The organism is Nordella sp. HKS 07 (assembly GCF_011046735.1).
GTDB lineage: Bacteria > Pseudomonadota > Alphaproteobacteria > Rhizobiales > Aestuariivirgaceae > Taklimakanibacter.
Window position 1 is genome coordinate 3667853 of sequence record NZ_CP049258.1, and the last position, 18732, is coordinate 3686584.

General features: G+C 63.7%; 20 protein-coding genes. 11 read left to right on the top strand and 9 right to left on the bottom strand.

Translation table 11 applies throughout. The features are described from left to right. Nucleotides 1–4: 4 nt before the first annotated feature. The 3 genes from G5V57_RS17270 to G5V57_RS17280 all read left to right on the top strand — a co-directional run bounded on the left by G5V57_RS17270 (nucleotide 5) and on the right by G5V57_RS17280 (nucleotide 2883). Nucleotides 5–1153: an efflux RND transporter periplasmic adaptor subunit gene (locus G5V57_RS17270; RefSeq protein WP_165168832.1), complete on the top strand. Its 1149-nt coding sequence runs from the start codon at nucleotides 5–7 to the stop codon at nucleotides 1151–1153. A gap of 42 nt (nucleotides 1154–1195) precedes the next feature. Continuing rightward, nucleotides 1196–2053, top strand: a complete 858-nt coding sequence (locus G5V57_RS17275) for a PAN domain-containing protein (RefSeq protein WP_165168833.1) — start codon at nucleotides 1196–1198, stop codon at nucleotides 2051–2053. Nucleotides 2054–2139: 86 nt separating this feature from the next. Then, entirely contained in the window at nucleotides 2140–2883 is a 744-nt protein-coding gene (locus tag G5V57_RS17280; RefSeq protein WP_165168834.1) for an adenylate/guanylate cyclase domain-containing protein, read from the top strand. A gap of 51 nt (nucleotides 2884–2934) precedes the next feature. On the opposite strand, the gene G5V57_RS17285 is transcribed toward G5V57_RS17280, so the two are convergent. Further along, the gene (locus G5V57_RS17285) at nucleotides 2935–3138 is read right to left on the bottom strand and encodes a heavy-metal-associated domain-containing protein (RefSeq protein ID WP_165168835.1); all 204 of its coding nucleotides are present in this window, start codon (nucleotides 3136–3138) and stop codon (nucleotides 2935–2937) included. A gap of 132 nt (nucleotides 3139–3270) precedes the next feature. Here G5V57_RS17285 and G5V57_RS17290 point away from each other — a divergent pair, with 132 nt between their 5' ends. Continuing rightward, the gene (locus tag G5V57_RS17290) at nucleotides 3271–5607 is read left to right on the top strand and encodes a heavy metal translocating P-type ATPase (protein ID WP_165168836.1); all 2337 of its coding nucleotides are present in this window, start codon (nucleotides 3271–3273) and stop codon (nucleotides 5605–5607) included. A 17-nt stretch (nucleotides 5608–5624) separates the two neighbouring features. Then, a complete protein-coding gene (gene cueR, locus G5V57_RS17295) occupies nucleotides 5625–6122 on the top strand; it encodes a Cu(I)-responsive transcriptional regulator (RefSeq protein WP_165168837.1) in 498 nt (165 codons plus the stop codon). A 16-nt stretch (nucleotides 6123–6138) separates the two neighbouring features. Here cueR and G5V57_RS17300 read toward each other — a convergent pair whose 3' ends face one another. Continuing rightward, complete coding sequence (locus G5V57_RS17300; RefSeq protein WP_165168838.1) at nucleotides 6139–6621, bottom strand: SRPBCC family protein; 483 nt, start codon at nucleotides 6619–6621, stop codon at nucleotides 6139–6141. Beyond that, complete coding sequence (locus G5V57_RS17305; protein ID WP_165168839.1) at nucleotides 6618–6959, bottom strand: helix-turn-helix transcriptional regulator; 342 nt, start codon at nucleotides 6957–6959, stop codon at nucleotides 6618–6620. Before G5V57_RS17305 ends, G5V57_RS17300 begins: the two co-directional genes overlap by 4 nt. 128 nt (nucleotides 6960–7087) lie before the next feature. On the opposite strand from G5V57_RS17305, the gene G5V57_RS17310 reads away from it, so the two are divergent. The 3 genes from G5V57_RS17310 to G5V57_RS17320 all read left to right on the top strand — a co-directional run bounded on the left by G5V57_RS17310 (nucleotide 7088) and on the right by G5V57_RS17320 (nucleotide 10894). Next, the gene (locus tag G5V57_RS17310; protein WP_165168840.1) at nucleotides 7088–8296 is read left to right on the top strand and encodes an MFS transporter; all 1209 of its coding nucleotides are present in this window, start codon (nucleotides 7088–7090) and stop codon (nucleotides 8294–8296) included. 195 nt (nucleotides 8297–8491) lie between these two features. Continuing rightward, complete coding sequence (locus G5V57_RS17315) at nucleotides 8492–10120, top strand: MFS transporter (protein ID WP_165168841.1); 1629 nt, start codon at nucleotides 8492–8494, stop codon at nucleotides 10118–10120. Nucleotides 10121–10132: 12 nt separating this feature from the next. After that, the gene (locus G5V57_RS17320) at nucleotides 10133–10894 is read left to right on the top strand and encodes a dienelactone hydrolase family protein (protein ID WP_206530057.1); all 762 of its coding nucleotides are present in this window, start codon (nucleotides 10133–10135) and stop codon (nucleotides 10892–10894) included. Nucleotides 10895–10916: 22 nt separating this feature from the next. Here G5V57_RS17320 and G5V57_RS17325 read toward each other — a convergent pair whose 3' ends face one another. Beyond that, the gene (locus G5V57_RS17325) at nucleotides 10917–11489 is read right to left on the bottom strand and encodes a GGDEF domain-containing protein (RefSeq protein WP_165168842.1); all 573 of its coding nucleotides are present in this window, start codon (nucleotides 11487–11489) and stop codon (nucleotides 10917–10919) included. Nucleotides 11490–11516: 27 nt separating this feature from the next. On the opposite strand from G5V57_RS17325, the gene G5V57_RS17330 reads away from it, so the two are divergent. Continuing rightward, nucleotides 11517–11984 carry a GntR family transcriptional regulator gene (locus G5V57_RS17330; RefSeq protein ID WP_165168843.1) on the top strand — a complete coding sequence of 156 codons (468 nt, stop codon included), beginning with the start codon at nucleotides 11517–11519 and terminating at the stop codon, nucleotides 11982–11984. Between the two features lie 34 nt (nucleotides 11985–12018). Here G5V57_RS17330 and G5V57_RS17335 read toward each other — a convergent pair whose 3' ends face one another. From G5V57_RS17335 to G5V57_RS17355, 5 genes are all read right to left on the bottom strand, one after another. Then, on the bottom strand, nucleotides 12019–12489 hold the full coding sequence (locus G5V57_RS17335; protein WP_165168844.1) for an SRPBCC domain-containing protein: 471 nt from the start codon (nucleotides 12487–12489) through the stop codon (nucleotides 12019–12021). Nucleotides 12490–12491: 2 nt separating this feature from the next. After that, a complete protein-coding gene (locus G5V57_RS17340; protein ID WP_165168845.1) occupies nucleotides 12492–12824 on the bottom strand; it encodes a helix-turn-helix transcriptional regulator in 333 nt (110 codons plus the stop codon). Between the two features lie 3 nt (nucleotides 12825–12827). Further along, a complete protein-coding gene (locus tag G5V57_RS17345; RefSeq protein ID WP_165168846.1) occupies nucleotides 12828–13508 on the bottom strand; it encodes a glutathione S-transferase family protein in 681 nt (226 codons plus the stop codon). 100 nt (nucleotides 13509–13608) lie between these two features. Continuing rightward, a complete protein-coding gene (locus G5V57_RS17350; protein WP_165168847.1) occupies nucleotides 13609–15936 on the bottom strand; it encodes a Tex family protein in 2328 nt (775 codons plus the stop codon). Between the two features lie 169 nt (nucleotides 15937–16105). Beyond that, nucleotides 16106–16855, bottom strand: a complete 750-nt coding sequence (locus G5V57_RS17355; RefSeq protein WP_165168848.1) for an IclR family transcriptional regulator — start codon at nucleotides 16853–16855, stop codon at nucleotides 16106–16108. Between the two features lie 160 nt (nucleotides 16856–17015). Here G5V57_RS17355 and G5V57_RS17360 point away from each other — a divergent pair, with 160 nt between their 5' ends. Continuing rightward, nucleotides 17016–17777, top strand: coding sequence for an SDR family NAD(P)-dependent oxidoreductase (locus G5V57_RS17360; protein WP_165168849.1), 762 nt, complete (start codon nucleotides 17016–17018; stop codon nucleotides 17775–17777). After that, nucleotides 17774–18703 carry a hypothetical protein gene (locus G5V57_RS17365; protein ID WP_165168850.1) on the top strand — a complete coding sequence of 310 codons (930 nt, stop codon included), beginning with the start codon at nucleotides 17774–17776 and terminating at the stop codon, nucleotides 18701–18703. Before G5V57_RS17360 ends, G5V57_RS17365 begins: the two co-directional genes overlap by 4 nt. Nucleotides 18704–18732 lie beyond the last annotated feature (29 nt).

Below are 18732 nucleotides of genomic sequence, written 5' to 3' on the forward strand. Positions count from 1 at the left end.
GCCCATGCGCATCTGGAAAGTCGCCACAGCCTTGACCGTTGTTGCCGCCGCCGGCGCCTTTGCCTATTTCCGCGGAGATCCGGCTCTTCTTGTCGGCTTGTTGAGCAAGCCCGCCGATGCCGCGGTCGAGCCTATGCCGATGCAGGCCATGCCGGTGCCGGTCACACAGGTCGTCAAGAAGACTGTTCCCGTCTATCTCGACTTTGCGGCGCGCACCGAAGCGATCCGCAGTGTAGCACTTCAGGCCAAGGTCTCGGGCTATATCCTAGACCAGCCGGCCGCCGATGGCGCCGACGTAAAGGCGAATGATCTGCTCTACAGGATCGATCCGCGCGACTATCAGGTGGTGCTCGATCAGGCGAAGGCGCAGGTCCAACGCGACGTGGCCTCGCTCGATTATGCCCGGGCCAATCTCGACCGCGGCAATAATCTGAGCAAGACCGGGTTCCTGTCGAAGGACAGCTATCAGCAACGTGTCTCCACCCTCGCGCAAAGCGAAGCGACAGTTCTGGCCGGCAAGGCCGCCATTCAGGCGGCCGAGCTCAATCTCTCGCATACCGAGATTCGCGCCCCCTTCGACGGCAGGCTCGGGCGCAACCAGGCGGCCCTTGGCACCCTGGTGAGCGTCGGTGGCACCGCCCTCAACACGCTGGTGCAGATCAGCCCGATCTATGTCACCTTCACGCCGAGCGAAACCGAACTCGCTTTGATCCAGCAAGCCAGGAGGGAGGGACCGGTCGTCGCGGAAGTGACCGTCTCGGGCGATCAGGGTCAGCGCCGCAAGGGTGAGCTCACTTTCCTCGATAATCAGGTTGATCATACGACCGGCACGATTGTGGCGCGCGCCACCATCGCCAATGCGGACCGCTCGCTGTTGCCCGGCCAGTATGTCAGTATCCGCCTGCTGATCGGCGAGAAGCCCGGCACGCTGCTCGTGCCGCAGGTGGCGCTGGGCTCGAACCAGCTCGGCAAGTTCGTCTATGTGGTCGATCAGGGCAAGGTCGGCATGCGGCTGGTCGATCTGGGGCCGACCGAGGGGGCGCTCGTCTCGGTGACGAAAGGTGTCGCGGAAGGCGACCAGGTCATCAGCGGCAATCTGCAGAAGATCGGTCCCGGCATGCCCGTGACCCCGATGCCGGCGCCGGAAACCTGATCCGCGCTCTGTCGGGAGCAAAATAGGGGATGCACCCTTCGCGTGAATCATGTCACCATCAAGGGATACATTGCGCGAGGTGGCGATGTGGCGCTGCGCTTATTGGGAGTTTTGTTCTGCTGGGGGCTGGGGGTGGCACTCGCCGGTCCGGTCTGGTCGGCGCAGATTCTGGTTTCGCCCGCGGCGAAGACGGCCACCCAGGTCACCATCAGTGGCGAACTGGATCTCGGCGACGCTCTGACTTTCCTGCGCAAGACCGGTGAGATGAAGGATGCGGTTGTCGTGCTTCAGAGTCCAGGTGGCAATACCGCCGCCGGGATCTCGATCGGCCGCGCCATCCGGCAAAAGGGCTTTCTTACCCTCGTTCCATCATCGGCGAATTGCGCATCGGCTTGCGCCCTGGCCTGGCTCGGCGGAGCCCGGCGCTTCATGGGCGAAGGAGCACAGGTCGGCTTTCACGCGGCTTACACGCTGAGTGGCGGCCGGGCGCGGCGCAGCTCCTCGGGAAATGCCGCGCTGGTGAAATATGTGAATGGGCTTGATCTTCCGCCGCAGGCGATTGCCTACATCACCAGCGCGCCGCCGGAGCGGATGTATTGGCTGACGCTCCCCGCGGCCCGGGCGGTTGGAATCGAGGCCGGTCCCTATGCGGCGAGCGGGATCGCCAATGCCCGCGAGCAGGCGCGCCATGTCCCCATGACGATCCAGGCGGCGACAGACTATCCCGGCAATGATATCGGCCGGCTGAAGCAGACGACCCTCGATGCCTGTCTGGTGGCCTGCAGCGCGGCCAGGTCCTGCAAAGCCTTCACTTTCGTTCCCTATCGCCGCGAATGCTGGCTGAAGAATGAAATCGGCTCGGCCGAGCCCCGCGACGGACTCGTCTCCGGCATCAAATAGCGCGCCCGCAATACCGGCATTGGCAAAATCCGCGCGACGGCGCATTTTACACAACTTGAATTGCGGAAGGGAAAGACGGAGTTCCCATGGCGACGACACATGATCATGCTCGCATCTGTCGCGGCTGCTGGGACCAGATGCGGATGCCGATACCCATCAGGGGGCCGCTCGCCATTCCGTTCCGTGTGCTGGGCATCACCCGGAGCAAGATGAATCCCAACATCTGCACGATCTGCGAACGCTCATTCCGCTATGTGAAGAAGCAGCGGCATATTTCCGCGACCGCCACGATCCTGTTCGCGGATATACGGGGATATACTCACATGTCCGAACGGCTGGATCCGGTCATGCTGAGCGACCTGGTCAGCGTTTTCCATGACCAGTGCGCGCAAGCCATCTGGGATCATGATGGCATCGTCAACAAGCAGATGGGGGACGGCCTGATGGCGATCTTCAACTTTCCCATCAAATCAGAACGCCATGCCGCCGCCGCGGTCGCCGCCGCGCGTGACATCCAGCACCGCTGCGCCGAACGCTTCACTTTCGCGGATTTGCCGGCCGGGATGGCGCTGGGGATCGGTATCGGGGTCCATACGGGTCAGGTCGAGATCGGCGAGTTCTCGACCTTCCGCAGCGACTTCACCGCCATTGGCGGCACCGTCAATGTGACCGCCAGGCTTCAGGCCGCCGCTGCGGCGGGAGAGATTCTCCTCACCGACGAGGTCGCGGCGCAGGTGGCGGATATTGCGGCCGGCGCTGCGACGCGCCGCTTAGACCTCAAAGGTATCGAGCAGCCTGTTCTGGTCCATGTCCTGACGAACAGTTTCTGATGGATCAGCTCAGGTCGCTTGGACCTGAACTGACAGACCTGATCGAGGCCGTCACCGGGCGATGAGGCTGTTCTCGTAACCGGCCTCGCGGATGGCCGTGCCGATGCTCTGCTCGGGCGCGCTGCTGCGGACCTCGACGAGCTTTCTGGCGACATCCACCTTGATCTCCGCCTGGCCGTCCACCTGCTTGATGGCGCGCTGCACGGTGCCGGCGCAATGGCCGCAGGTCATGTTCGGAACGTTGAACTGGTACATCTTCGTCTCCATTTCTGTCCGCCGGATATAGACATTCCAATGATGGCAAGGTCAAGATTCGCACCCCCTTGACCCTCCCATCATGGGAAGGTCTATCTGTACTGCGGTTGATGGATTTTAAGGATTGTGATCATGGCGACTGCGACCGCATTAAAGAAGACCGCTGGTAGCGAGGCGGCGAGCATTGGTATCGAAGGCATGACCTGCGCCTCCTGCGTCGGTCGGGTCGAGAAGGCCATCAAGGCGGTGCCGGGTGTAGCATCCGCTGCGGTCAATCTGGCGACCGAGCGGGCCGAGGTCGCCTTTGCCGCGACGGTGGACGTCTCGGCGGTCATCCGCGCCATCGAGCATGCGGGCTATCAGGCTCGCGCCATCGGCGCCGACAACAAGGAGGAGGCTGCCGCCGCCGAGGCGCGGGCCAGGGACTTCCAGAACCTGCGCTGGTCGCTCGCCATCGCGGCTCTCCTCACGCTGCCGGTCTTCATCGTCGAGATGGGATCGCATTTCATTCCGGCGGTCCATGTCTTCGTGATGCAGCATATCGGCATGCAGGAAAGCCGCTATCTGCAGTTCGTGCTCGCCACCTTGGTGCTGTTCGGGCCGGGTCTGCGTTTCTTCCGGAAGGGCATACCGGCGCTGTTGCGCGGCGCCCCCGACATGAATTCGCTCGTGGCGGTCGGAACATTCGCCGCCTGGGGCTATTCCGTCGTCGCGACCTTTGCGGCCGGCCTGCTGCCCGCCGGCACCGCCAATGTCTATTACGAAGCCGCGGCGGTCATCGTCACCTTGATCCTGCTGGGCCGGCTGCTCGAGGCGCGCGCCAAGGGCCGCACCAGCGAGGCGATCAAGCGGCTTGTCGGCCTGCAGCCCAAGACGGCGCGTATCATGCGCGGCGACGAGGCCATCGAGGTGCCGCTCGCCGACGTCAAGGCCGGCGATGTCCTTCTCGTCCGTCCCGGCGACAAGATCGCGGTCGATGGCGAGGTGATCGAAGGGTCGTCCTATGTCGATGAATCGATGATCACCGGCGAGCCGGTGCCGGCCGTCAAGAGCGCCGGCGCGCAAGTGGTCGGCGGTACGATCAACAAGACCGGCTCCTTCACCTTCCGCGCCACCAAGATCGGCGCCGACACCGTGCTTTCCCAGATCATCCGCATGGTCGAGGCCGCGCAGGGTGCCAAATTGCCGATCCAGGCGCTGGTCGACAAGGTGACGGCCTGGTTCGTGCCGGCGGTGATGGCGATCGCCGTCCTGACTTTCGGCATCTGGCTTGTTTTCGGTCCCGACCCCGCCCTCGCTTTCGCGCTCGTCAATGCCGTCGCGGTGCTGATCATCGCTTGCCCCTGCGCCATGGGCCTCGCCACGCCGACCTCCATCATGGTCGGCACCGGCCGCGCCGCCGAGATGGGCGTGCTCTTCCGCAAGGGCGAGGCGCTGCAGGAACTGCGCGGCGCCGGCATCATCGCGCTCGACAAGACCGGCACCTTGACCGAGGGCCGGCCCGAGCTCACCGATCTCGTGACCGCCGAGGGTTTCGCACGTGACGAGGTCCTCGCCCTGGTCGCCGCCGTCGAGACCCAGTCCGAGCATCCGATCGCGGAAGCCATCGTCAAGGCGGCGAAGCGCGGCCAGCTGGCACTGGGCAAGGTTCTCGACTTCACGGCCACCCCGGGCATGGGCGTCAAGGCATCGGTCAACGGCCGCCTCATCCAAGTCGGCGCCGACCGTCTGATGACGGCGCTCGGTCTCGCGACCACGCCCTTCGCCGCGACCGCCGAAAGGCTCGCCTCCGAAGGCAAGTCGCCGCTTTATGCCGTGATCGACGGCAGGCTGGCGGCCATCCTCGCGGTCGCCGATCCGATCAAGGCGACGACGCCCCAGGCCATTGCCGCCTTCCACGCACTGGGTCTGAAGGTGGCGATGATCACCGGTGATAACCGCCGCACCGCCGAGGCCATCGCCAAGAAGCTCGGCATCGACGACGTGGTGGCGGAAGTGCTGCCCGACGGCAAGGTGGCGGCACTCGAGCGGCTGCGCCGTGACGGTGTCAAGCTTGCGTTCGTCGGCGACGGCATCAACGACGCGCCAGCACTGGCCGCGGCCGATGTCGGCATCGCCATCGGCACCGGCACCGATGTCGCCATCGAGGCCGCCGATGTCGTGCTGATGTCGGGCGAGCTCACCGGCGTGCCGAACGCTATCGCGCTCAGCCGCGCCACGATCCGCAACATCAAGCAGAACTTGTTCTGGGCTTTCGCCTATAATGCGGCGCTGGTGCCGATCGCGGCAGGTGTGCTTTATCCGGCCTACGGGATACTACTGTCGCCGATGCTGGCGGCGGGCGCCATGGCGCTGTCGAGCGTCTTCGTGCTCGGCAATGCCTTGCGGCTCAAGGCCTTCCGTCCGCCTATTGCGGCGACGGCCAAGGCCGGCGCGGCGGATGAACTCAAGCCTGCTTTGGCGTCATGAAGAACTGGAGATGAGTCATGAATATCGGTGAAGCCTCTTCCGCCACGGGCGTGTCGGCCAAGATGATCCGCTACTACGAGACCATCGGGCTGATCCGCGCCGCGGCGCGCACCGAGGCTGGCTATCGCGTCTATGGCGATGAGGACGTCCACACGCTGCGTTTCATCCGCTCCGCCCGCGATCTCGGCTTCTCGGTCGAGCAGATCGAGGAGCTGCTCGCTTTGTGGCGCGATCGCTCGCGCGCCAGCGCCAATGTCAAGGCCGTGGCGCTGCGCCATATCGAGGAACTGGAGCAGAAGGCGCGCGAGTTGCACAATATGGCGGCGACGCTCAGGCATCTCGCCGAGCATTGCCGTGGCGACCAGCGCCCGAATTGTCCGATCATCGAAAGCTTGGCCAAGCCGAGCAGGGCCACCAGCAAGCCCAAGACGGCGCCGCGCTTCGGCAAGCCGGATTTGATCTCCGACCGCGCCGCGCGAAAAGTTCGCGCCCGTCAGCCACTCAGGATGCGGTGAAGGCGCGCGTCGACGTTCAACCTTTCTCTTCCCGCTCGACCAGCTCGGCGAGTTGCGCGGTGACGGTGCTCCAGCCGTCATAGAAGCCCATTTCCTCATGCTTGTCGCGGTCGGCGACGTTCCTGTGCATCACGACCGCGGCATAGTCGGTGCCCATCGGATGGTCCTTCAGCGTGATGATCGCTGTCATGAAAGGCTGCTCGCCGGGTCGCCAGCCACTTTTGAGCGTATCGGTGAAGACGAGGCGCGCCTGCTCTTCGACGGCGAGGAAGCAGGCTGTCACATGCGGCACGAATTCGCCGCCATTCTCGCTGATCAGCGTCTCGAAGGCGCCGCCGGGACGCAAATCCATTTTCGCCACCTGGCATCTGGCCGGGGCGGGCAACCACCATTTCTCCAGGCTATCGGGCGTCGTCCAGGCGCGCCAGACGGCGGCGCGCGGCGCCTTCATGACGCGCGTCACCGTCAGGTCGAGAGCGGGGTCGAAGGAAGTGGTCATGGCGATTGTTCCTTATCACGAGTGATGACGAAGTGCTCGAGCCGGTCGGTGCGGCCCTCCCAGAGGGCGCGTTGCGTCGAAAGCCAGTCCTCGACCATCGCGAAGGACTTTCTTTCGATGGTGCAGGTGCGGATGCGGCCCTGCTTATGGGTGTTGATCAGGCCGCTCTCCTCGAGCAGGCGGATATGTTTCATGAAGGAGGGGAGCGCCATGTCGAATGGCTTCGCCAGATCGCTGATGCTCGCGGGCCCGTGGCCGAGGCGCCCCAGCACGGCACGGCGCGTGGGATCGGCGAGGGCCTGGAAGATGCCGGTCAGGGATTCTGAATGGTAATCCATAAAGCTAAGTATCATTATTGAATACTTAGCGCAAGAGCTAAGTAACAAAGGAAGTTGACTCATACCAACCAGTTGGTACGTTCTCTGCAGCGGGTGGGCATGACTTCTATATGAGGGAGAGACACGCCATGGCGCAGTCCTATCGCTGGGTGATCGTCGCACTCGGGGGCCTGATGGGCTGCGTGGCCGTCGGTGCCATGTTTTCGCTGGCGGTGTTTCTCGAACCCATGTCTGAGACGAGCAGCTGGAGCCGCGCCGGCATATCGAGCGCGATGACTCTGAACTTCCTGATCATGGGGGTGGCCGGCTTCGCCTGGGGGGCCGCGAGTGATCGCTTCGGACCGCGCATCGTCGTGCTCGCCGGCGCCGTTCTCCTGGGCGCCGGGCTGGTGCTCGCGAGTCTCGCCACGTCTCTCATTGCCTTCCAGCTTTCCTATGGTGTCGTGGTCGGCCTTGCTGCCGGCGCATTCTTTGCGCCGATGATCGCCACGGTCACCGGCTGGTTCGATACCCAGCGCGGGCTCGCCGTCTCATTGGTCTCGGCCGGCATGGGCGCTGCCCCGATGACCGTCTCTCCCTTCGCGGGCTGGCTGATCTCCACCTATGACTGGCGCACCGCCATGGCGGTGATCGGCATCGGCGCCTGGATACTGCTGATCCCGGCCGCGCTCTTCGTGCGCGCGGCGCCGCCTGAGCGCGGCGCGCAGCCTAAGGCCACCGAGGCGTCGGACGAACCCGGCAGCTCGGTCTCGCGCGCATTGTCCTCGCCGCAATTCATCGTGCTGGCCGCCACTTTCTTTCTGTGTTGCGCTGCCCATTCCGGGCCGATTTTCCACATGATGAGCTATGCCATGCTGTGTGGCATCTCGACCTTGGCGGCGGTGAGCATCTACAGTGTCGAGGGCCTTGCCGGACTTGGCGGCCGTCTCCTGTTCGGCATTCTCGCCGACCGCTTAGGCGTCAAGCCGATCCTTGTTTTGGGACTTCTGGTCCAGTCGCTCGCCATAGCCGCTTATCTCCTCGTCAGCCGGCTCGGTGAATTCTACCTGCTTGCCATCGTCTTCGGCACCGCCTATGGCGGCGTGATGCCGCTTTATGCTGTGCTGGCGCGCGAGTATTTCGGTCAGCGCATCATGGGCACCGTCTTCGGCGCCGCGACGATGATGTCGAGCATCGGCATGGCGCTCGGACCGCTCGGCGGCGGGTGGATATTCGATACGTTCAACGATTACCGCTGGCTCTATATCGGTTCCGCCGCCATTGCCCTGGGTGCCGTGGCGATCGCCTTGGCCTTTCCACCGATCGCCCGGTTGAAGCTCAGGCCACAAGCCATGTGAGGGTTGCGTCTGGTTTCCCGTCGCGGCAGCGCATGGAAGCCATGCGGGCGTGAACCGCCCTTGAAATGCGTCGGCGCATGGCCGATAGTCGCAACTCTTCAAGATAGTGCTGATCCGGGACATCAGCGGAAATTCATCGGCACATGTCGCCAATGGTGAGGGATTCTCGGTCGGTCTGCGGAGATCACGAGACTCTTGCCTGATCAGGTTTCATCTCTGGCGCCGCTGCGGAATCCGGTCTTCAGGGCCGTATGGATCGCGAGCTTCGTGTCCAATCTGGGCTCCCTCATTCAGACTGTCGGGGCCGCCTGGATGATGACCGCGATCTCGAGCTCGGTCGACATGGTGGCCCTGGTGCAAGCCTCGCTGGCCCTTCCCGTCATGCTGTTCTCGATACCTTCGGGCGCCATTGCCGATAATTTCGGACGCCGCAACGTCATGCTGGTCGCCCAGTGCTTCATGCTGGTCGTCTCGGTGATGCTGGCGGTCTCGGCCTATACCGGCACGCTCACCCCCTGGCTGCTGCTCACCTATACGTTCCTCCTCGGTTGCGGCAACGCGCTCAACAACCCGTCCTGGGGAGCGGCCGTCGGCGACATGGTCCCCAAGGCGGATATTCCGGCCGCCGTGACCTTGAACAGCATGAATTACAATCTCTGCCGCAGCGTCGGCCCGGCTTTGGGCGGCATTATCGTGGCGGCGGCGGGAGCGGTCACCGCTTTCGTCATCAATGCGGTGAGCTATCTGGCGCTCATTTTCGTGCTCGCCCGCTGGAAGCCGGCTTTGCCGTCCAGCACCTTGCCGCGCGAGACGATGGGGGCCGCCATGTCCGCCGGCCTGCGCTATCTGGCGATGTCGCCCAACATTGCCCGCGTGATGAGCCGCGCGCTGGTCTTCGGCTTCGCCACCATCGCGACCCTGGCTTTGTTGCCGCTCATCGCGCGCGATCTCCTGCATGGCGGTGCGCTGCTATACGGTCTGCTCTTCGGCGCCTTCGGCATGGGGGCGGTCGCCGGCGCATTGATGGCCGCCTGGATGCGCAGCCTGCTCTCCAAGGAGAACTGCGTTCGCCTGGGATTCCTCGGCTTCGCGGCCTGTCAGGCGACGGCGGCGCTCAGCGACTATTCCTGGCTTACTCTCCTGGCCATGATGCTCGGCGGCGCCAGCTGGGTGCTCACCTTGTCGCTGTTCAACATCACGCTGCAGCTTTCCACACCACGCTGGGTGGTGGGACGCGTCCTCTCCCTCTATCAGACGGCGACGTTCGGCGGCATGGCGCTCGGCAGCTGGGTCTGGGGACTGATTGCCGAAGGGCAGGGCTCCGACACGGCGCTGCTATGGGCGGCCGGCATCGCCCTTTTTGGCCTGGTCATGGGCTTCCGCTGGTTCGCGATGCCGAGCCAGGGCGAACTGAACCTCGATCCGCTCGACCGCTGGCCCGAGCCGAGCCTGGCCTTGGACCTGAAAGCCCGCAGCGGACCGTTCAGGATCATGGTCGATTATATGATCCGCGAGGAGGATGTGCGCGAATTTCTCGACGCCATGGCCGATCGGCGTCGCATTCGCCGGCGCGACGGCGCCCGCAACTGGGCGCTTTACCGCGATGTACAGAACCCGCAGGTGTGGACCGAAATGTACAATGTGCCGACCTGGGCCGACTATTTGCGCCTCTTCCAGCGTGTCACGCATGCCGATGAGGCCGTCGGCGAGAGAATCCGCAAGCTGCATCGCGGCGCCGAGCCGCCCAAGGCGCGCCGCCTGATCGAGCGCTCGACCGCCAATGCCGATTTCACCGCCGCGCCCAAGGAACTGATCGATCCCTGATCAAGACACGCGATGCCGGCGCGTGATAGGATCGGCGTCATGCAGCGCATCGAGATCAAGACCCGCGACGGGTCGTGTCCGAGTTACGTCTTTCGCCCGAAGAGCCCGGGACCCTGGCCGGCTGTCCTGGTCTTCATGGATGGTGTCGGCATCCGCCCGGCGATGCTCGCGATCGGCGAAGGGCTGGCGACCTATGGCTATTTCGCTCTCCTGCCTGATCTCTACTACCGTTCGGGCGCCTATGCGCCGATGGACCCGCATACGGTCTTCTCCGATCCGGAGCGGCGCAAGATCCTTCTGGAGAAGTATATGGGTCTGGCGACGCCCGCCAATGTCATGTCCGATACCGCCGCCTTTCTCGATTTCCTGGCGCGCCAGCCCGATGTGAAGCCGGGAAAGATCGGCACGACCGGTTATTGCATGGGCGGACTCATGTCGCTGACCGCCGCCGGCACCTATCCCGACCGCATCGCCGCCGCGGCGTCCTATCATGGCGGCAGGCTCGCCACCGATGCTGCCGACAGCCCGCATCTTCTGGCGCCGAGGATCAAGGCGCGTGTTTATGTCGCCGGCGCGATCGAGGATGGATCCTTTCCCGACGACATGAAAGCACGCCTCGATGCGGCGCTGAGCGAAGCGGGCGTCGACTATCTGATCGAGACCTATCCGGCCAAACACGGTTGGGTGCTGACGGACACGCCGGTCTACGACGAGGCGTCAGCTGAGCGTCATTGGCGGACGTTGACGAAGCTTTTCCGCGAGACCCTGGATTGAACTGCTCACAACAGTTGCCAGCCTATACCGCCAGCTCAACCCGGTTGCGCCCGCGCGATTTGGCGAGATAGAGCGCCTTGTCGGCGCGGCGCAGCATATCGGCGAAATTCCGGTCGTCCTCGTCATAGAGCGCGACGCCAATGGAGACGGTGAGAGGGATCGCTTCGTCGCCGATGCTGAATATGTCCTGCTCCACAGTCAGACGGAGCCGCTCGGCGGCCGCGCCGGCGCTCGCGGCATCGAGGCCGGTCATCAGCACCACGAATTCCTCGCCGCCCGCCTGCGCGATAAAATCGCTCTTGCGCGTCCCGACCTGGAGGCGAAAGGCGACATGGATGAGAGCCTTGTCGCCGTCCTCGTGCCCATGGGTGTCGTTGATCGCCTTGAAGTTGTCGATATCGAGCACCGCGGCGGCGAGGCTTGGGCCCTTGATCTTGGCAATCGCAAAGCGCTCATTGCCGACTTCGGTGAGGGTGCGCCGGTTGGCAAGGCCGGTGAGATGGTCGGTCGAGGCGGCATGCTCCCATTGCCGGCGAATACGGTCGGAGCACATGAGGGCGAAAGCCGTCGTGCTGATGGCGGGAAGGACGGTCATGAATACCGGTGTCGCGATATTGAGCCAATGTGCATCGGCGCCATTGTGGCGCGGCCGACCGTCGGCGAGGTGATGGATCTGTTCGAAGTGGTCGCCGAGCTCGAAGGCGTGGCGGCGCGACTCGCCTGCGAGCGCATGGATGCGGCGGACGAGAAGATGATCGTCGAGACGCACCGGGCCTGTCTCGACGCCGCATCATCCTTCGACCCCAAGAAATACTACCAGACCAACGGGCAGTTCCACGAGGCGATCCAGAAGGCCGCTCATAATCGCAGCCTCGGTGAGCAGATCGAATTGCTGAACAAGCGTCTGTCGCCCTATCGCCGCTTCATCACTTTCCGGCCGGGGCGCACCGAGACGGCGCTGCGCGAGCATGAAGAGGTCTTCAATGCCCTGCTGGCGCGCGACGCTCCCGCCGCCTCAGCCGCCTTGCGCAATCATGTCCGGGTTCTCGCGGAAGACACGCTGGCATTGGCGAGAAGCCTCAAATTCTAGTCTAAGGCGCGCCGCCAGAGGACCGTTCACTGCTTCAATGCGAAACGGCGAGGCTCTGCTCGAGCACCAGGACGAGCCGGTCGAAGCCGGTGCCCGTGCCGCCGCTGCGGGTCGCCGCGTCCTGCGCGTCGAAGAAGGCAGCCTGCTCGGTATAGGTCATGCGTGTTTTTGTGCCCTCGGGCGCGAATTCCACCGTGACGAGCGACGCGGAGATCGGCTTGACGCCGGCATTCATCGCATATGAATAGATGATGCGCTGACCCTGCGCGATGTCGAGATACTGCGCGCGGAAACCATGCTCGACGCCTTCGGGCGTGCGCCAGCGCACCAGTTCAGAGCCGTCGACGCGGAAATCGAAGCGGTCTTCCTCGACCGTCCAGTCCGGATGGCAGCTCGTCCATTGCCGCTTGCGGTCGTGTTCCGACCAGAAGCGGAAGGCGTGGCGCGGGCTGCCGGGCAGGTCGCGTTCGATGACGAAGCTCGTATGGTGGACGCTGACGCCCATGTCTATTCATCCTCTTCTGGAGTGTCGGTCATGGCCTGGACCAGGCGGTCAAAGGCCTTGTTCATGGCGGCTTCGCGCTGGCTGATCCACCGCGCGACGGTTCTGAGGGCGTCAGGCCGCATGCGATAGGTGCGCACCCGGCCAGCTTTCTCCGACAGGACGATGCCGCCGTCTTCAAGGACTCTCAAGTGCTTGAGCGCCGAGGGCAAAGCGATGGCGATCGGTTCGGCGAGCTCGCTCACCGTTGCCGGGCCGCGCGAGAGCCGTTCCACCATGCTGCGCCGGTAGGGATCGGCGAGCGCATGGAACAGACGGTCGAACTGCTCTGGTCTCATGGTCTATCCATTCAGATAATGCGCCGGCATCGCGTCGCGATAGGGGAACATCGAAAAATACGGACGCGCTTCGGCGATGACACGTTCGACCGACGGACGCTCCAGCAAATGGTTCCGATAGCGGGCGAGATGATGCTGATCATCCCTGAAGGGATGTACGATCGCGGCGTAGAACAATGCCGGGGCGGCGGCGCAGTCGGCGATGGTGAACTCATCGCCGATCGCCCAGTGACGCGCCGACATCTGTCCGTCGATCATGCCATAGGCTGTATCCAGCAGGTCGCGCGCCTCGGCGACGCCGAAGGGATCGGACTTGCCTTGCGGGCGGATGCGGTCGGTGACGATCTTGGCCATCGGCACATTGACATAGAGGTCGAAGAAGCGGTCCCATAGTCGCGCCTGTAGCCGTGCCTCGCTGTCGGTCGGAAGGAGAGCTACAGGCCCCGGATGATGCTCGTGCAGATACTCAATGATAATACTGGTCTCGGGAATGACGCGTTTCGCCTGCCCATCGAACAACACCGGCATTTTGCCCACCGGCCAGCGTTCCATATGGGCGGCCGCCGAGCCCGGATCGCCCAGATCCACTGTCTCGGCGCGGAACGCCGTGCCGTTCTCGTATAGCGCGATCAGCACCTTGTGGCAGAAGGAGGCGAGGGGGTGGCTATAAAGTGTGAGCGACATCTACCAGCACCAGATAGTTTCCGATGTCGGAAACTATAGTGTCGGAATACCCCAAAGCACAAGGAAATAATTTCCAACCTAGAAAACTATCTGCGGCTTCTCAGCGCTTCGTGGTGCCGGCGCCGAAACCCGCTTTCCGCAAGGCATCCGCCAGGGCGTTGTCCGAGGCGCCGCTGCCTTTGCTGCCCTGCGGGCCGGCATAGCCGCGCTTCGGCGCAATGCGCTCGCCGCCTGAGTTTCGCGCCGGCTGGCTGCCCACTTCGTCGTCGAGCCGCATCGTCAGGCTGATGCGCTTGCGCGGCGTGTCCACTTCCAACACTTTCACGCGCACGATGTCGCCGGGCTTCGCCACCTGGCGGGGGTCCTTCACGAAGGTCTTCGACATGGCCGAGACATGCACCAGACCGTCCTGATGCACGCCGACATCGACGAAGGCGCCGAAGGCGGCGACATTGGTGACGACACCTTCCAGCACCATGCCGGGCTCAAGGTCGCTGATCTTCTCGATTCCGGCCTTGAACTCCGCCGTCTTGAAGGCCGGGCGCGGGTCACGTCCGGGCTTCTCCAGTTCGCGCAGAATGTCGGTGACCGTGGGCAGGCCGAATTTCTCGTCGACGAAGGATCTGGGGGCGAGACCGCGCAGCACCGGCGCATTGCCGACCAGAAGCCTGATGTCGCTTTTGGTCGCCTCGATGATCCGCCGCACGACGGGGTAGGATTCGGGATGCACGCCCGAGGCGTCGAGCGGGTCGTCGCCGCCGGGGATGCGCAGGAAGCCCGCGCATTGCTCGAAGGCCTTGGGGCCGAGCCGCGGGACATCCTTCAACGCCTGGCGGGTCTTGAACCGGCCATGCGAGTCGCGATGCATGACGATGTTCTGCGCCAGCGATTCGCCGATGCCGGACACGCGCGCCAGAAGCGGCGCCGAGGCGGTGTTCAGATCCACGCCCACGCCGTTCACGCAGTCTTCGACGACCGCATCGAGCGACCTAGAAAGCTTGTATTCGCTAAGATCGTGCTGATACTGGCCGACGCCGATCGACTTCGGATCGATCTTGACCAGTTCGGCCAACGGATCCTGCAGGCGGCGCGCGATCGACACGGCGCCACGTAGCGTCACGTCGAGATTGGGAAGTTCCTCGGAGGCATAGGCCGACGCCGAATAGACCGATGCGCCGGCTTCCGACACCACAATCTTGTTGAGCTTCGGATTCGCCAGCCGCTTCACAAGCTCGGTGGCGAGCTTGTCCGTCTCGCGCGATGCCGTGCCGTTGCCGATGGCGATCAGCTCGACTTTGTGCTCCAGCACCAGCTTGCCCAGGATGGCGAGCGATTCGTCCCAGCGCTGCTGCGGCTCATGCGGAAAAATAGCGGTCGTCGCCACCACCTTGCCGGTGGCATCGACGATGGCGACCTTGACGCCGGTCCGGTAGCCCGGATCGAGGCCGAGTGTCGGCCTGGCGCCCGCCGGTGCGGCGAGCAGGAGGTCGCGCAGATTGGCGGCGAAGACACGCACCGCTTCCTCCTCGGCCGCCGTCCACAGCCGCAGGCGCAGATCGATCGACAACGTGATGAAGATCTTGGTGCGCCACGCCCAGCGCACCGTCTCGGCGAGCCATTTGTCGCCGGGTCTGCTTTGGTCGATGATGCCATAGACGCGCATGATGCGTTGTTCGTAGGTGCTGACCGTGGGCCGCGTCGCCGGATCGTCCGGCTCGACCGTCAGGCCCAATATGTCCTCGCGCTCGCCGCGGAACAGCGCCAGTACGCGATGGGACGGCATCTTGGTGAAGGCCTCGGAGAATTCGAAATAGTCGCTGAACTTGGCGCCGGCTTCCTTCTTGCCGTCGCGCACTTCGGATTTGAGGCGGGCATTCGCCCACAGTTCCTCGCGCAAGGCGCCGATCAGGTCGGCATTCTCCGCGAAGCGCTCGATGAGAATGGCGCGCGCGCCGTCAAGGGCGGCGGCCACATCGGCGACATTCTTGTCGGCCGAGACATAGGGCTCGGCCGCGACCTTGGGGTCGTTCGTAGGATCGCTCAGCAGCAGATCGGCGAGCGGTGTGAGGCCGGCTTCCTTGGCGATCTCGGCCTTGGTGCGGCGCTTGGGCTTGTAGGGCAGATAGATGTCCTCGAGGCGGCCCTTGCTGTCGGCGGCCATGATCTGGGCTTCGAGGCCTGCGTCGAGCTTGCCCTGCTCGCGCACGGACTCGAGGATGACCTTGCGGCGGTCCTCAAGCTCGCGCAGATAGCGCAGCCGCTCTTCGAGTGTGCGCAATTGCGCGTCGTCCAGCGATCCGGTGACTTCCTTGCGGTAGCGCGCGATGAAGGGCACGGTGGCGCCGCCATCGAGCAGTTCGACGGTGGCTGTGACCTGCTGCTCTCTGACGTTGAGTTCTTCGGCAATGCGCGCGTGTATGGAAGCCACCGGAAACACCTCTCGAGAATTGGACGCGCCGGAGTTTGCCGCCACATCAGGGCGCGGATATGGACGTTCCGGACTTGATTCTTCAAGCCGCACTTTTACACAGCCAAAAGGGTTGATCGCCGCATTTGCGCCTCTTTCTGATGCGCTGCGGCCCGTAACCCTTGTGCGCTCAGCTCATCGTGCCGCGGATGATTTGCGCGACGGCGTGGCAGGCCGGGATCAATTGCGCGCAGATGGTCTGCCGGATCACGCCGGTCATTCTGTTGTCCGGCGCCGATAGACTCATGGCGGCGATGGCATTGCCCTTGTCGTTGAGGATCGGAGCGGCGATGCAGCAGGATCCTTCCTCGTCTTCACCTTCGTCGACCGCATAACCCGTCGCGCGGATGACATCGAGCTGCTCGAGAATTCTCTGGCGGTCGACGATCGTCCGGGCCGTCATCGGCACGAGCACGGACGGCAATATCCTTTCCGCCTGGTCGCGGGGCTGGAAGGCGAGCAGCACCTTGCCCAGCGCGGTGCTGTGCAGATGCCCGGTCGAGCCGATCTTCGCCTGCATGCGAAGCGAGCGCCGGCTCTCCATGATGTCGAGATAGAGAACCTCCGACGCCGCCAGCACACCCAGATTGACCGTTTCGTTGAACCGGTCCCGCAGCTCCTGGAGATGGGGCTGACAGATCTGCCGCAGCATTTCATAGGGATTGCTTGAATGTGACAGTTGCCACAGCCCGATGCCTGGCCGGTAGCGGTCCGTCGCCTCTTCATGTTCGATCAAGCGCTTGCTGGCGAGGCTGCGCAGATAGCGGAAGACGGTCGTCTTCGGCAGATCCGCCGCCTTGACCAGCTCATTCAGGCTGACCGGCTGGGGCGCCTCGCAGACCAGCTGTAGGACCTGCAGCGCCTTAACGACGGGTTGCACGACATAGCGGTCTTCTTCTCTTTTGGCTGGCTCGGTCAAGATGTCTGAGTTTCTCTCCATGAAATAGGCTTTTCTTGACATGAAATGGAATCATATGCTTCAGCATAATGTCAGGTGTTGCCAGAGAGGGCAAACGCCAGTTCTGAGCGAGGGATAGACCATGGAACTCCTCGGCAAACGAGCCTTGGTGACCGGCGGCGCCGGGGGACTGGGTGAGGAGATCGTTCAGAGTCTGGCTGAGGCCGGCGCGCGCGTGATCCTGCACGACCTTCCAGGCTCCGGGGCCGAAGCGGTTCGCGACAAGATCAATGCACGAGGTCTGCGCCACGAAGTGGAGACCGTTCTCGGCGATCTGTCCGATCTCGCCGGCCTAAAACAAGCGGCGGGCGCCATATTGGACTCCGCCGGTCCGATCGACATTCTGGTCAATAACGCCGCGATCAATCCGCGTGATCCTATAGAGACCTATTCGCTCGAGGATTTCACTCGCGTCCAGACCATCAACGCTCATGCTGCTTTCGTCCTGTGCCAGGCCGTGGTGCCCGGAATGAAGGAAATCGGCGGCGGATCGATCGTCAATATCGGCAGCCTGACGCTTGCCGGCCTGGTGGCGGATATGGTCCCCTATGTTTGCGCCAAGGGAACGTTGCTCGGCCTCACCAGATCGCTGGCGCGCGAGGTGGGGCCCGCCGGAATCCGGGTCAATCTTGTGGCGCCCGGCGCGATACCGACCGAACTGGAAAGGCGGGTATGGGCCGGTCGTCTGGATGAGGTCAACGCCGACGTCCTGGCGCGCCAGGCGCTCAAATATCGAGGCTCGGCGCGCGACATTGCTGAAGCGGTGCTTTTTTTGGCCTCGCCAAGGAGCCGGTTCATCACCGGGCACGAGCTGAATGTGAATGGCGGCTGGTACATGGGATGAGCATCGAAAGGACTCTGACGCTCGGCTGGAACTATGGGCTGCTGGGAGTGGAGCGCTTTGGCGGCAGGCTGGGCCCGGTCCTTTTTATTCTGCCCGATGGACGCCAAGTCGCGCCGCTTTCGATTGCGCCATGGTTCGGTGAAGAGATCGATCTGTCGCGCCAGCCGCTGTTCCACCGCCTGCGCGGCGAGTGGCCCTGTGTTCCTTTCGGCTTCGATCGCGATCGGCCGGCGACGCAGGATTGGCCGTCGGGCTCGGTGGGTTCATGCGTCGATGTCGGTCATGGCTATGGCTCCTCGCATGAATGGGAGTTGCTGGAACACTCCACCACCCGCGTAAGCCTGGCCATCGCCTATCCGGCCGGCCATCCGATCGCGCGCCTCGAGCGAACGATTTGCCCGGTACCGGATCGCCCCGCTATTGACCTTCATCTATCAGTGGAGGTCAGGTCGGATTGTCGTCTGCCAATTGGTCTGCATCCGACCCTCGCCGCGCCCAAGGCCGACGGGCGCTGGTTCATCGATCTCGACCCGCGGACGATAGTGGCGACCTATCCCTATCAACCAGACCCGCTATCCATAATCACGCCAGGACTTTTCGTACCGATCGGAGCGGTGCCGGGCACCGACGGCAGCATTATCGACGCACGCTATTTCCCGCCAAAGCGCCGCGCCGAAGACCTCTTGCAGGTGCTCGAAGCGAACGGAAGCGTCGGCCTCCTCAACAGCAGCGAGAATTACCGCCTCGGCCTATCCTGGGTTCGCGATCACTTTCCCAGCCTTCTCCTGTGGATCAGTAACCGTGCCCTGACCGCCCCCCTTGGAATTCGCGCTTCTCGGCTCTGGGTGTCGAGCCCATATGCTCCGCGTTCGATCTCGGCAGTGGGGTGTCCGCGGAGGACAATCCGATTAGCAGGCGTGGCGTGACTACCGCGCGCCAGTTTCACACCGGAGAG